Consider the following 13680-nt stretch of genomic DNA (forward strand, 5'->3'; position numbering starts at 1 on the left):
GATGACGCGCGCGGACGCGGCGCGGGCTCCGGCGAGATTGGGGATGGAGACGCTCACGATCGACTGGATCTGCGGCAGCAGCGCCTGGGTGAGGCCGACAGCGGCGATCAGCTCGCCGATGCTCAGCCGCCCGTCCACGGCGAACCAGCCCGCAAGCCCCATCACCGCAGCGACGAACGTGCCGCTGACCGCACCCGCGCCGGCGAGGAACCTCCCCAGCAGCCCCGCATTGCGCTCGGCCCCGGCGAGGGTCTCCTGGCTCGCTTGCCGGTACCTCCTGGTCGCCTCGGCCTCGGCACGTTTCCCCTTGACCACCCGGTAGCCGGCGACCAGATCCGTGGCCCGCCCGACGGTGGAGGCCAAGAGCCCGACAAAGTGCTCGTCGTCCTCGGCGATTCACGCGGCCATCGTCATGATCACGCCCGTCCCGTCAGAGAACGGATCCGTGACGGCCGCCTACGACTCGAACGGGTCGTGAGCCGATCGGTGACCGGGCGTGCCGCCGCGCTCGCTTCGTTCAGCGAGGCGCTTGACCTGCTCGACGGAGATATCGGTGGTCCACTCCCAGCCGGGCTTGGCTGTTGAGCCGACCCGCGCGTCACCGGGAACACGGCCCGCACGCAAGGCGAGCACATACGCCCGATCCTGCTCGATCCGGGCGTGTACCTCATCGGCTCCACAGACTGACCCGTGGCCGGGCACCACGACATCGATCTCGCCGGCCACGTTCTCGAGCAGCCGCAGTCCGACGAGGTATTCCGCGACGGGGTCGTTGGTGGCGTTCAACTCGTCGAGGTTCGGAACCAGGACGTCGGAGAGCATGTCGCCGGCGACGAGGACTCCGCGTTCGGCGATCAACAGCGCCGCATGACCCGGGGCATGCGCCGGATGCTCGATGATCTGGACGTGGGGGCCCTCCCAGGGAATGTGCGCTGTTCCGGCCGCCAGGCCGGTGATGAGGCCGAAGAGGTCCAGCGGTGTCTCCTCGGCGATTTCCGGCGGCAGCCCCTCGGCGACGTGTGCCTTCCAGGCCGGGTCCGACCGTACCTCTCGCATACGCGCCGCGCAGCGGGCGGTGCCGTACCGGGGCGCTTCGCCGTACTCGGGGTGCCAGAGCACGTGATCCCAGTCGGGATGCGTCGCGAAGCCCGCCACCACGCTCTGACCCAACTCGCGCAGGTCGTCCGCGAGGCAAGCCATTTCGGCTTCGGTCAGCCCGGGGTCGACGAGCAGCACGCCGGTTTGGCCTTGCACCACCACGGCGTTGTTCTCAAGCAACTCGCTCTGGTGCGTCAACACACCCTCCGCGACCTGTCTCAGCATGGCACTCCTTCTGTGGGCGGTCGTGCCGGTGGAACGCACCCGCTACATACATAGACGAGCCGGCAGACCGAAAATCATCGCCGTAACCCACACCGTGGTGATCGACCACCCGGACGCCTGCTCCTCCTCCGCGATCATCTGCCTATGCGGCTCGGCAATCTGCGCGCGAGAAGCGATCTGCAGGCCTGTCGGGGCGAGCTGGATCCGGGTGCCCGCGGTGCCACCGAAACGGTGGGAGGACCAGATCGTGGATCCAGTGGACCCGTAGATCTCGAGACTGCCGCCCTCGTTGCCGCTGCTCTGGATGAACATGGCGTCCATCCCGACCCCCGCGGTGCCGCTGTCCCCTACCTGGTCACCGTCGTACGTGCACAGGGGGAGGTTGCCGTCCCGCCGCAGGGCCAGCACGTACCCGTTGCAGGACATGACGGAGACGTACGAGGCCACGGCTCCCGCCGGCTCGGTGGGCGCAGGGTGTCGCCCGCGGGCTTGCCGTAGGTGGCGGAGGTCCAGACGGGGGTGCCGGCACCGTCGTACACCTCGAGGTGTCCGGCAGGGGTGAACGCGACGTCGGCCCCCCGGCCGGTGGTGCCGAACCCGGTGCCCACCGGCGCGTTCCCGTCGTACGGGAAGGGGTTGCGGGCGCCGGCAGGGCGGTGCCGTCGGTACGGCCGAAGGGTCTGAGCCGGTACCGGGAGTCAGGCCGCGGCGAGCTCCTGCTCGCGGCCCGGCGTCGTGACCTTGGGCTTCCTGTTCGGCAGCGAGAGCCGGAAGACCTTGTGCCACGCGGAGTACACCTGCTTGGGCAGCGGCCCGGTGACGTACTCCAGCTCGTACTTCTCGAACAGGGCGCGCACCTTGACCGCGACCTCGGCGTACCGGTTGCTCGGCAGGTCCGGGAACAGGTGGTGCTCGATCTGGTGCGACAGGTTGCCGGTCATGAAGTGCATGGCCTTGCTGCCGCTGATGTTCGCCGAGCCCATCATCTGGCGCAGGTACCACTGCCCGCGCGTCTCGCCCTCGATCGACCGGCGCTCGAAGACCTGCACGCCCTCGGGGAAGTGCCCGCACATGATCACCGAGTGGGACCAGATGTTGCGGACCAGGTTCGCGGTGAACGTGGCGGCGAGCGTGGTGAGGAACGACGGGCCCGAAAGCAGCGGGTGGATCACGTAGTCCTTGAGTACCTGCTTGCGGATCTTGCGGCCCACGGCCCTGGCCCGGGCGCGGAACTCCGGGTTCTTGCGGCGGTGCTTGTGCAGGTTCCTGCCGAGTTCCAGGTCGTAGGCGGCGATGCCGTACTCGAAGAAGCAGGCGTTGATGAAGTTCCACAGCGGCTGGCCGATGTGGAACGGGTGCCACTTCTGGTCCTCGTCGACGCGCATGATGCCGTAGCCGAGATCGTTGTCCTTGCCGATCACGTTGGTGTAGGTGTGGTGCAGCTCGTTGTGCGAGTGCTTCCACTGCTCGGCCGGCGAGACGTGATCCCAGTCCCAGGTGGTGGAGTGGATCTTCGGGTCCCGCATCCAGTCCCACTGGCCGTGGAGGACGTTGTGGCCGATCTCCATGTTCTCCATGATCTTCGCCACGGACAGGCCGGCGGTGCCGATGAGCCACGCGGGCGGGAAGATCGAGAACAGCAGGACGCCCCTACGGCAGCGCGGTGCGTGTCGCACGGACGGCTCTGCCCGACGAAGCTCCCTCACCCCCTGGCTCCGCCCGGCGGGCCGTCCGGGTATCGCTTTCCCGGACACCGGGCAGGCCCGGGCGTGGTTCCGCGCGGAGCACGCCGTCCTGACCTCTGCCGTGGAGCAATCACTGGCGTCGGTCCCCGACGCCCTGCGGACGGCCGTGGATCTGCTGACCCTGATCTCGGTCTGCAGCCTGTTCCCGAGCCGTGGTCACTACGAGGACGCCTGTCGCCTCGCCGGATCGGCCGCTCAGCGGGCGGCGCAGGCCGGCGAGCCCGAGTACCGGGCCCGGGCGCTGCACACGCGGGCCTGGCTTGCGTGTCTGGCGGGCGAGTACACGGCGGCGGAGACGGACCTGCGCGAGGTGCTCGCCTGGGCGGAGACGACCAACAGTGCTCTGCGCCTCCACATGTCGGGGGTGCTGCTGGCGCTCGTCCTGCGCGCCACGGGGCGCGTCGGGGAGTCGGAGGCCGCGATGGCCAGGGCCGAACTCTTCGCGGGCGATCCGGACGACCCGGCGAGCCCTGCCGGCTTCGCCCGGTTCGTAGCCCGCCTGCACGTCGCCGTGGGCGCGGACCAGCCGCCCTCCGGACTGCCTCTGATGACACCGCTGATGCGCCGGGTGGACGCCCACGGAACCTCGCTGGTCAACGCGGAGGGAGTAGTCCGCCTGGGAGCCGCGCTGAGCGGGCTGCGCTGAGCGGGCTGCGATCCTGACGGACGCGGCACCCCCGTGACCCCGCCCCGCACCGCCCGCTCCAGCCCGCTCGTCCTGCTGTCAGGTGTCAGGTGGGCGTATGGGCGGCTTTGTTCGTCGTGGTGCCGTCTTCGCCCTGGGCTTCCGACGGGGCAGGCTGTTGGGGAGCGGGCGGGGTGCGGACCAGTAGTGCGACCAGTACGGCCAGGGCGCCGATCAGGGCGCCGATGCCGAATCCCCACCGGATGCCCGTGGCCAGTGCGCCGGTGCTGTCGGCGCCGTCGGCTGCCGCCGTGGCGGCGCGTCCCGACATGACACTGATGACCAGCGCGGTGCCTGCGGCGGCCGCGACCTGTTGGAGCGAGCCCAGGATGGCGGAGCCGTGGGGGTAGAGATGCGGCGGCAGCACGGACAGGCCGGAAGTGAAGACGGGGGTGAAGACGAACGCCATGCCGGCGCTCAGGGCCACGTGAAGGACGAGCACCAGCCACGGCGAGGTCTGTTCGCCCATGAGGGCGAAGAGCGCGAGGCAGAGCGCTGTGAGTACGGCTCCGGGGACGACCAGGCGTGGTGCGCCCAGTCGGTCGTAGAGCTTGCCGACCTGCGGTCCGAGCAGGCCCATGGTCAGGCCGCCGGGGATGAGGAGCAGCCCGGTCTGCAGTGAGGTCAGGCCGAGCACCTCCTGCAGATAGATCGGCAGCAGGATGAACCCGCCCATGAGAGCCATGAAGGACAGACACATCAGGCCGAGCGCCACAGAGAAGTGACGGAATGTCAGGGCGCGCAGGTCCAGCAGTGGCGTGGACGAGCGCTGAAGTGCCAGCTGTCGCCACACGAACATGCCTACCAGCACCGCGCCGGTCAGGGTCATGGCCGGCGGCGACATGGGGGCCTGGGCCGCGTTCCCGGCACCGAGCCCGCTCAGGCCGTAGACCAGAGAGCCGAAGCCCGCCGCCGCCAGGGGTACGGACAACCAGTCGATGGGGCCTGCCTGCGGCTCGCCGATGTTGACCAGTTTGCGCCGACCGAACACGGCCATCGCTCCGGCGATGGGCAGCACGGCCAGGAACAGCAGGCGCCATGTCCCCAGTTGCAGCAGCACACCGGAGACCGCGGGGCCGAGGGCGGGTGCGACGGAGATGACGAGGGTGATGTTGCCCATGACACGGCCGCGCTGGTGCGGGGGCACGAGGGTCATCAGCGTCGTCATGAGCAGCGGCATCATGACGGCGGTGCCGCTGGCCTGGATGACGCGGGCGGCCAGCAGTACGGGGAAGGAGGGCGCGGCGGCGGCCAGAGCCGTGCCGGCGAGGAACAGTGCCATGGCCAGGCTGAAGGCGGTCCGGGTCGTCACGCGCTGCAGGAACCACCCTGTCACCGGAATGACGACAGCCATGGTGAGCATGAAGGCCGTGGACAGCCAACCGGCGGCTGCCGCGGTGACCTCGAACTCGCGCATGAGCCGCGGGATCGCGTTGACCATGATCGTCTCGTTGAGGAGGACGACGAACGTGGACAGGACGAGAATCCGCAGCACGGCGGTGACGCGGGCGGGCGAGAGGGTGGGCGTTGCGTGTGGTGCGGGCATGGCGCCTTCCGTCATATGTGTGTCCTCCACACGCGGCAGCTCACACTGACAGAAGGCGGCGCCGGGAAGAAGTCATAGGTCTCCCCGATCCTGTCGGCGCCTGCGCCCGAGCACAAACCATTTTGCGCTCGTCGCATCCCGCAGAGGTCCGTGCCCTACGGTGCGGTCACCCCGCGACCCGTACGGTGGACGCCCCCGTACTGTCGTATCCCGTGTCGTCGTGGTCGATCGCGCCCGAGGTCACGTGACCCGCGAGCCCGAGGAGCAGGAAGAGCCAGACCAGGACCTGCGCGGCCGTGCTCAGACGGAGCGGGCGCGTCGCGGAGTGCGCGGGCTGAGCGGCTGCCTCGGGGGCGTCGCCCAGGAGCCCCTTGGGATACACCGGCGTCAGCATCGTCACGTAGGCCGCCAGCCGCATCCGGTACCGGACGACGGCCGCCGTGGCGCCGAAGACCGGCTCGGGCAGGCGGCCCAGGACGATGCCGATCAGCCAGAACACCCAGCTGATCGCGAACCAGCCGGACTGCGCGAGGCTGCTGATGATCGCCGCCGGAATCATCAGGATCAGGCGGAACAGCACGGCGAGCCGGTTGAGCGGGGTGGCGCGCAGCTCGATGCGCACCGGGTAGTCGGGGGCATCGAAGGAGAACGGCGGGTACCGGTCGACGAGAAGGGCCGCACTGGCCGACACCCGGGTCTGGTAGGCGAGGACCGAGCCGAGGAAGGACGCGATCGACTCGGGCAGACGGCCCAGGACCAGGGCACCGAACCAACCCGCGATCGTGACGAAGAACGCGGCGAACGACAGCACGGCGACGACGATGAACTGCGGCAGGAGCAGCAGCCAGCGCAGGAACACCGTCCAGCGACGCTGCTGCCCCGGCGGGGGCACGTCCAGAGCCGGCCGCCACTCGACGCCGTCGGCATCGGCATCGGTGCCGGCCGAGGGCCGGGGCCCCCAGTCTGCCGCCATGGCCGCCTCCGTCTCTCCCGCTTACCGTGCTTCCCAGGTCACGTCGATGCTGCCGCAGCCGGCCGCCCTTCGCACCGCGGCAGGGCCACTGGGACCACAGGGGACGCCGCACACGCCGCGAAGGGTGTCGTGGTTCCACCCTGCGATGCCGTAGGCGGCTCGGCCCCTGGGGGCTGACGACGTAGAGACGTACAGGCCGCAAGCACGCTGCCGGCCGCTCGTTCAGTGCCTCGGGAACGCCCTTGCCGTCGGAGCCGGCCCGAGCGTCGTCGTGCCAGGAGGCGACCGATGGCCCAGCCCCGTGCGGTACGCGTCCAGCGCGGCCTCGGTACGGCCGCCGCGGCGCAGAAGGTCGCCCAGCAGACGGCACAGATCGGCGAGGTCGCCGCTCGCACCGCTGCGCTCCAGCAGCCCCAGCGCCATGACGTAGTGCTCCTCGGCGGTCTCGCTGTCCCCCCGCTCCTCGGCGATCAGCCCGAGGAGCCTGTGCGCACCCCCCGCGTGCACCGCGCCGTGCCGGTCACCCAGCTCAAGAAAGGCGGAGAGCAGATCCGACGCCTCGCCGTGCCGTCCGAGCCGCCGGAGGACATCGGCCAGCTCCACCTCCACCTGAGCGGTGAACAGCGCCGCGCGTTTGGCGTTCAGCATGTCCCGGGCGGCGCGCAGCTCCTGTTCGGCTGCCTCCAGTTCGCCGTTCTGAGCCTGGACGTAGCCGCGCATCCAGTGGCAGTGCGCGAGATCGGTGCACAGACTCAGCTGCTGGTAGATCGCCTGCGCCTTGGCCAGTGAGGCGTCGGCGTCGGCCGTGCGCCCCTCGGCGAGGAAGGTGCGGGCCACCTGCCGGTGCATGCCCGCCACCAGCGCCGGATCGTCGACCTGCGGAGCCAGCGCCAGGGCGAGCTCGGCGGCGTGCGCGGCACGGGCGTGCGCACCCATGTCGATGTAGGGGCCGATCACGGCGGCGTACAGGATGACCAGCGCCTCGGGGTCGGCCAGGCCGCTCGCACCGAGCTCGTCGATGGTGGATTCGAGGAGGTAGCAGGCGTAGCGCAGCTCCCCGGCCAGGAGGTGTGCGACGGCACGGCCCCGGATGGCACGGGCTCGGCGGGGCAGCGGCTCCTCGGCGAGGAGCCGCTCGGCGACCTGGAAGTGGTGGCCCGCGTCGACCAGTTCACCGGTCTCCAGGGCACAGTCGCCGAGCCCGAGCAGCGCCTCGGCCTGCTCGGGAACGAGTCCGAGGTGCTCCGCGTCGGTGAGGAGCCGGCGATAGCGCACGGCGGCCTCGTCCGCCGTCCCGGTGGCCAGCTGCTGGTGGGCGTCGGTGAGGGCGAGCCGCAGCTCGGTGGCGAGGTGCGCGGGGCGGCCGGTGGCCAGTTCCTCGTACGACGTACCGAGCCGCTCCGCGAGGAAGCGCAGTGCGGTCTCCGAGGGCCTGACCCTGCCGGACTCCAGCGTCGAGACGTATGCGGGGGTGTACGAAGGATCGGCCAACTGTCGCTGCGTCAGCCCGCGTTGAGTGCGCAGCCGCTGTACTCGGTGGCCGATCGTGGCCGGATCGTCCATGCGGACCCCCTGGTTCGTGAACTCCCCAGTATCCAGAAGCGGAAGGCATTGCGCACCCCTCGCCCACCCCCTAGGTTAAGCGACTTGTTCAATCTACTTACTGATGCACTTAACTCGCCTGACCAGGGGATGATTTCATGCGTTCAGCACGACGCGGAGCCATGGCGGCCGGAGTGGCCCTCGCCCTCGCGGCCGTCCTCGCCGCCGCACCCGGCAGCGCCGCCGCGGACCCGACAGCACCCCCCACGGCCGAGGTCGAGGTCGAGATACCCGGGCCGGAACACGGGACGCTCGCCGGATCCGGCCACACGCATGTCCCGCCGGCCGGCCGGAACCAGCCGGCCTCCCGCCTGACGGCGACCGAGGCGGTCGCCGACGGCGAGGTGGCCAAGATGGTCGACAACGGCCCCAGCAGCGACCGGCTCGACATCGTCGTCGTCGGAGACGGCTACACCATCGCCGATCTGCCTCGCTTCCACGCCGACGCCCAGCGGAAATGGGCCGAGCTGACGGCCGTAGAGCCGTACACCACCTACCGCAACCTCTTCAACGTCTGGACCGTCGACGCCGTCTCGAACCAGTCCGGCGCCTCCGGCGACCCCTCTCCCGAGACCCTCCGGGACACGGCCCTCGGCTCGTACTTCTGGTGCGACGGCATCGAGCGGCTGCTCTGCGTCGACCAGGACAAGGTCGACGCATACGTGGCGATGGCCCCCGAGGCCGACCTGGTGCTCGTCCTCGCCAACAGCGCCAAGTACGGTGGCGCGGGCTACAACGATCCCAGCGAGACCCTCGGCTACGCGGGCATATCGACGGCCTCGGCGGGCAACGAGAAGTCCGGACAGGTCGCGATCCACGAGACCGGCCACTCCCTGGGCAAGCTCGCCGACGAGTACTTCTACCCCGACTACCCCGGCTACGAGCGGTACGTGGGCCCCGAGCCCACCGACTCCAACATCACCACCTTCACCGCCGACGAACTGGCCGACCGGGGTGCCAAGTGGCACCGCTGGCTCGGTGAGCAGTCTCCCGACGGCGGCACCGTCGGCGCGTACGAGGGCGGCGGCTACTACGTCACCGGACTGCGGCGTCCCACCGAGAACTCCCTGATGCGCTCCCTCGGCAAGCCCTTCAATCTGCCCGGAGTGGAGGCGATGATCGCCGGCTTCTACCGCGAGGCGCGCATCGCCTCGCCCGTCACGGCCACCGATCGCACCCTCCGCGCGGGCGCCACCGCCAGAGCCCTCGTACCCCGGCTGACGGGGCCGGACGGGCGTCAACTCACGCTCCGCTGGTATCTGGACGGGCGGGAGATGAAGTCTCTCGCGGGCCGCACCGACGTACGAGTGTCCGACCTGGCTCTGCGGCTGCTCGACCTTCGGACGCACACTCTGTCCCTCACCGCCGAGGACCGTACGCCCGCGGTACGGGACCGCGCCATCGCCCGGACGATGAGGTCCACGGTCAGCTGGACGGTCCGGCTCTGACGGCTCCGGCGGTAGCGTGACCTTCTGCCGCATGGAGTGTCCATGCGTCCGGCTGGTCCGTGCGAGGGCTTCCGACGGAGAGTGATGAGGCGGCGATGAGTGAACCGACGAAGCCCGAGGTCGACGTTCCAAAGGGTGACGCTCCTACCGAGCTGACGATCCGGGACCTGGTCGTCGGGGAGGGATGAAGGTCGGCGGTCGGCGCGAGATCATCGTTCCCCCGCGTCTCGGTTACGGCAATCAGTCACCCTCGCTGTTGATCCCGCCGGGCTCGGCCCTGGTCTTCGTGGTGGATCTGCTCGACTCGTACTCCAGCCGTGACCGTTGCCCTCGCGCAGCCGCTGCACCAGCCGGGTCACCGCGATGCGCCCCACGGCGTAGCGCATCGGGGCGACGGCGCTCAGCGGGATCTCGGCCAGGGAGGCAAGTTCGTCGTCGTACGCGATGACCGCCAGGTCGTCCGGAACCACCAGTCCACGCATACGGGCGCGGTGCACGAGGAGGGCGCCCTGGTCGTCGGGGTGGGCCACGACGGCGGTGGTACCCGTCGCGACCGCCGCGTCCAGGAAGGCTTCCACCGCCGCCACGTCCAGCGAGGCCACATCGGTGACGCGGGGCGCGTCGGCAGGTAGGGAGAGGATGTCCGCGGCGGTGTCGAAGCCACGGTCGATCCAGGGACCCGTCGCGGTGGCGCAGGCCAGCAGACCGATGCGCCGATGGCCGAGGCCCACCAGGTAGCGCAGCGCCCGCACGGTCCCGCGCGCGTGATCGGATGCGACACGGTCCAGGTGCTCGAGGTCGGCCACCGGTTCCGGACGCCGCTCCATGAGGACGACGGGGACGGGGAGCCCTGATCCACGCCGAAGCCTCGGCGGAGCCCAAGGTGTGTGCGGGCTGGGCGTCAGGAGCAGGCCCTCGACACCGTCGCTCAGCAACCTCTCGACCTGCGGGCGCTCTTCGGCGTACGCGGAGACGCCGAGGGTGAGCCGAGCCCCCAGGCCCTGGGCGGCGGCCCGTGCGCATTCGATCACCTCGCGGTAGTAGTACGTCTCCCCCGGCACCGCCATGCCGATGAACACGGGGCGGTCACGCCCCAGCGCGCCGTGACCGCCGACGTCACCGCCGCGCTCACCGACGCGACGACCGGTGCGCAGGCGACGGACGAAGTGGCGTTCATGCTGATGGCACGTCACAAGGAGTCCTCCACGGCACAGTTCGACAGTCGGCAGAACGCGAGCGGCGGACCCCGGCTGCTGCTGACGTTCTCCGACGGTTCCCACCGCACGGTGGCCGCGGACGCCGACACCTGCATCAAGGCCGGCGCCGAGAAGAGCAGCGTGTTCGGTACCGCGACCACGCTGCAGGTACGCGACGAGGGTCTCGGCGCCTACACCGACCAGACCCGCAAGGCCTATGTCGGCTTCCCCCTGGATCCGCAGTGGCCCACGGTGACGCGGGCGACTCTGGAGCTCACCGGCCTCAACGCGACCGGGACCGGCGCCAAGGAGGTCGTGCTCTACCAGAACCGGGAGATGTTCGACGAGTCCACCCGCACCTGGGCGAACACGGTGCAGAACACCTTCTCCTGGTCCGGTGACCCGGGCGGCTACACCTGGGCGAAGCCCGACATCGCGGACGCGGAGTACGCGGAGTAGGGCTACCAGCTGCCCCGGTTCGACTTCGCCCGCCCGCTCGCCGCCGAATTCTCCGCGACGGGTGACCAGACCGTCGCGGCCGGTCCGATCGGCCTGATGACGGAGTTCATCGGCTATGTCGCGTCATCCAGCACGTACCCGCGCAGCCTGGACACCGCCTGCCGGGTCCGCAACTGGCTGTACGCCTACGAGCGGGTCCGCACCCGTCCGTCGCTGACCGCCCAGGCCAACTTCGACATCCTGCGCACGCTCTACGACGCGGGCACCGACGGCTACGCGATGGCCGTGGCCCTGACGTTCGGCGGCATCTCGGAGTTCATGAGCGCGCACGGTCAGACCTTCGGCGGCAACGCCAAGCTGCACGGCCTGGCGCGGTTCCTGGCCGACCAGATGTACCCGAACGGCTACGCGCCGAAATGCTGGGACAGCGGGTACGTCGACAGACGCGAGGCGATGGACTACCTGGCCGACCTGCTCGGCGACCCGGACCTGAAGGTCGGCGGCGATCCGGGCCACACCTCCGTGCTGTACCCGCAGACCCGAGTCGGCGTGATGCGCACCGACTGGACCGCCCAGTCCGACTACCTGCGCATGGGCATCGACCGCGGGGCTCACGCCCACCCCCGTGGGAGCGGTCAGGCGTAGTGGCGGTAGACGGCCTGGGCGACGCAGGCCGGCTTGTCGCTGCCCTCGACCTCCACGGTGAACGCCAACGGCATCTGCACGCCGTCGCCCTTGACCGCCTCCACGGTGCCGACCGCACCGTGGAGGCGGATCCGCGCGCCGACGGGTACGGGGCTGGGGAAGCGGACCTTGTCCAGGCCGTAGTTGACGCTCATCCCGATGCCGTCGATGGTCAGCAGTTCGCCGAAGAGCGGGATGATCAGGGACAGCGTGAGGTAGCCGTGGGCGATGGCACCGCCGAAGGGTCCGTTCTTGGCCTTCTCCGGGTCCGTGTGGATCCACTGGTGGTCGTCGGTGGCGTCGGCGAAGGTGTTCACCCGGTCCTGGGTGATCTCGCGCCATTCGGTGCGGCCGAGGTCGGCTCCGCCGAGTGCCTTGAGTCCGTCGAGGCCGTGGGCGATCGCGGGCATGGAGAATCCTTTCGACGGCACGGGCCGCTGGTGGGTGCGGCCGGTGGTGAGGGTGTGTTCCTGGGGTGCGGGCGGGTAGATGTCGCGTACGGCGGACTTGACGATCTTTCCGGAGGCCGTACGGGGCAGGGTGTCCGTCACGACGAGGGACTTGGGGACCTTGTATTTGGCAAGCCGGGCCCGCAGGTGGTCGTGGATGTCCGCGAGGACGTGGTCGAGGGTCTCGTCGGCTCGCGCGCCGGGCCCGAGGACGACGACGGCGTGGCCGACCTCGCCCCAGACCGGGTCGGGGACACCGACGACCGCGCATTCGGCGACGGCGGGGTGGGCGAGGAGCACGTCCTCGACCTCGGCCGGGTAGACGTTCTCGCCGCCCGAGACGTACATGTCCTTGATCCGGTCGACGATGTACGCGAACCCGTCGGCGTCGGTCCTGGCGATGTCGCCGGTGCGCAGCCAGCCGCCGTCGGTGAAGGCGTCCGCGGTGGCGTCGGGGCGGCCCCAGTAGCCGCTCATGACATGGGGGCCGTGGACGAGGATCTCACCGCGCTCCCCCGGGCCGGCCTCGCGGCCGTCGGGCAGGACCACCCGCGTGTCGGTGAAGAAGTGCGGCACGCCGGCGGAGCCCGCCTTGGCCGAGGTCCGCTCCCTGTCCAGGAAGAGGACTCCTGGGGACGCCTCCGTCATGCCGTACCCCTGGCTGAAGGCGAGACCACGGGCGAGGTAGGTGTCGATGGTGCGGGCGGGTACGGGGGCGCCGCCGCAGTTGAGGGTACGCAGGCTGGACAGGTCGGCGGTCGCCCAGCGGGGCCGGGCGGCCATCGCGTCGTACATCGTGGGGACACCGAACATGTACGTCACCCGTCGGCTCTCGATGACATCGAGGACGCGGTCGGCGTCGAACGCCCCGAGCAGCACGACCCGGCCGCCCTTCAACAGGGTGGGCAGGCACGTCATGTTGAGACCGGCCGTGTGGAACAGCGGGGCCACGACGAGGGTCACCTCGTCGCCGGTGAGGTCGGTGTCGACGAGGACGTTGACGCTGTTCCAGGTGATGTTGGCGTGGGAGAGGACGGCGCCCTGGGGCGGCCGGTGGTTCCGGAGGTGTACATGATCATGCACGGGTGCTCCGGCTCGACGGCCTCGTCCAGCGGTGTGGTCGCGCCGCCGGAGAGGAACTCCTCGTAGCCGGTGGCGCCGTCGGCGTCGGGCCCGGCGAGGGCGATCCGGTGCCGCACTCCGGCTTCGGCCGCCGCGGTACGGGCCGCCTCGGCCTGTTCGGGCGCGTGGACCAGGACGGTGCTGCCCGAGTCGGCCAGGTTGTGGGCCAGTTCGGGCGCGGCGAGCCGGGTGTTGAGGGGGACGAAGACCGCTCCGAGCACGCCGGCGGCGAACAGCGTCTCCAGGAACGCCGGATGGTTGGGCCCCAGATACGCGATGCGGTCACCGTGTCCCGTACCGAGGGCGCGCAGGGCGTGGGCGAGGCGCAGGACGCGCTGGTGCAGCTCGCGGTAGGTCCAGGTGCGGTCCTCGTGGACGACGGCGATCCGGTCGGGGGTCTTGCGGGCCCGGCGCGCCGGCCAGGAGCCGATGCCTTGGTTCAACACGA

The 13680-nt window shown here is 70.4% G+C and carries 11 protein-coding genes and 3 pseudogenes; 5 read left to right on the forward strand and 9 right to left on the reverse strand.

Features of this window, described 5'->3' with window-relative positions; translation table 11 throughout:
* Positions 1-456 precede the first annotated feature (456 nt).
* The 3 genes and pseudogenes from AB0F56_RS15810 to AB0F56_RS15820 form a co-directional block, all read right to left on the reverse strand.
* Positions 457-1323 (reverse strand): MBL fold metallo-hydrolase, encoded by an 867-nt coding sequence (locus tag AB0F56_RS15810; RefSeq protein WP_362009122.1) that lies wholly within the window; start codon positions 1321-1323, stop codon positions 457-459.
* Positions 1324-1365: 42 nt separating this feature from the next.
* A complete protein-coding gene (locus AB0F56_RS15815; RefSeq protein ID WP_362009124.1) occupies positions 1366-1770 on the reverse strand; it encodes a hypothetical protein in 405 nt (134 codons plus the stop codon).
* Positions 1771-2021: 251 nt separating this feature from the next.
* Positions 2022-2975 (reverse strand): annotated as a pseudogene (locus AB0F56_RS15820) (acyl-CoA desaturase); the annotation flags it as partial.
* A gap of 154 nt (positions 2976-3129) precedes the next feature.
* Here AB0F56_RS15820 and AB0F56_RS15825 point away from each other — a divergent pair.
* Positions 3130-3714 (forward strand): hypothetical protein, encoded by a 585-nt coding sequence (locus AB0F56_RS15825; protein WP_362009127.1) that lies wholly within the window; start codon positions 3130-3132, stop codon positions 3712-3714.
* An 85-nt stretch (positions 3715-3799) separates the two neighbouring features.
* On the opposite strand, the gene AB0F56_RS15830 is transcribed toward AB0F56_RS15825, so the two are convergent.
* The 3 genes from AB0F56_RS15830 to AB0F56_RS15840 form a co-directional block, all read right to left on the reverse strand.
* Positions 3800-5299 carry a DHA2 family efflux MFS transporter permease subunit gene (locus AB0F56_RS15830; RefSeq protein WP_362009130.1) on the reverse strand — a complete coding sequence of 500 codons (1500 nt, stop codon included), beginning with the start codon at positions 5297-5299 and terminating at the stop codon, positions 3800-3802.
* Positions 5300-5465: 166 nt separating this feature from the next.
* Positions 5466-6272 (reverse strand): DUF4389 domain-containing protein, encoded by an 807-nt coding sequence (locus tag AB0F56_RS15835; RefSeq protein WP_362009132.1) that lies wholly within the window; start codon positions 6270-6272, stop codon positions 5466-5468.
* A gap of 222 nt (positions 6273-6494) precedes the next feature.
* On the reverse strand, positions 6495-7835 hold the full coding sequence (locus AB0F56_RS15840) for a helix-turn-helix transcriptional regulator (protein ID WP_362009135.1): 1341 nt from the start codon (positions 7833-7835) through the stop codon (positions 6495-6497).
* Positions 7836-7972: 137 nt separating this feature from the next.
* Between AB0F56_RS15840 and AB0F56_RS15845 the strand changes: the two genes are divergently transcribed.
* Positions 7973-9322 (forward strand): M64 family metallopeptidase, encoded by a 1350-nt coding sequence (locus AB0F56_RS15845; protein ID WP_362009138.1) that lies wholly within the window; start codon positions 7973-7975, stop codon positions 9320-9322.
* Between the two features lie 95 nt (positions 9323-9417).
* Positions 9418-9623: pseudogene (locus AB0F56_RS15850) on the forward strand (FKBP-type peptidyl-prolyl cis-trans isomerase); the annotation flags it as partial.
* On the opposite strand, the gene AB0F56_RS15855 reads toward AB0F56_RS15850, so the two are convergent.
* On the reverse strand, positions 9532-10389 hold the full coding sequence (locus AB0F56_RS15855) for a substrate-binding domain-containing protein (protein ID WP_362009141.1): 858 nt from the start codon (positions 10387-10389) through the stop codon (positions 9532-9534). The pseudogene AB0F56_RS15850 and the gene AB0F56_RS15855 sit on opposite strands and share 92 nt — an antisense overlap.
* Before the next feature lie 36 nt (positions 10390-10425).
* On the opposite strand from AB0F56_RS15855, the gene AB0F56_RS15860 reads away from it, so the two are divergent.
* Both AB0F56_RS15860 and AB0F56_RS15865 read left to right on the forward strand, forming a co-directional pair.
* Positions 10426-10977 carry a DNRLRE domain-containing protein gene (locus AB0F56_RS15860; RefSeq protein WP_362009144.1) on the forward strand — a complete coding sequence of 184 codons (552 nt, stop codon included), beginning with the start codon at positions 10426-10428 and terminating at the stop codon, positions 10975-10977.
* Between the two features lie 96 nt (positions 10978-11073).
* The gene (locus AB0F56_RS15865; RefSeq protein WP_362009145.1) at positions 11074-11622 is read left to right on the forward strand and encodes a hypothetical protein; all 549 of its coding nucleotides are present in this window, start codon (positions 11074-11076) and stop codon (positions 11620-11622) included.
* Here the strand turns inward: AB0F56_RS15865 and AB0F56_RS15870 are convergent.
* A complete protein-coding gene (locus AB0F56_RS15870; RefSeq protein WP_362009522.1) occupies positions 11613-12071 on the reverse strand; it encodes a MaoC family dehydratase in 459 nt (152 codons plus the stop codon). The genes AB0F56_RS15865 and AB0F56_RS15870 overlap by 10 nt on opposite strands.
* Positions 12072-12155: 84 nt before the next feature.
* Positions 12156-13678 (reverse strand): annotated as a pseudogene (locus AB0F56_RS15875) (long-chain fatty acid--CoA ligase); the annotation flags it as partial.
* Positions 13679-13680: the final 2 nt, after the last annotated feature.

This window comes from Streptomyces sp. NPDC026092, assembly GCF_040638605.1.
Lineage (GTDB): Bacteria > Actinomycetota > Actinomycetes > Streptomycetales > Streptomycetaceae > Streptomyces.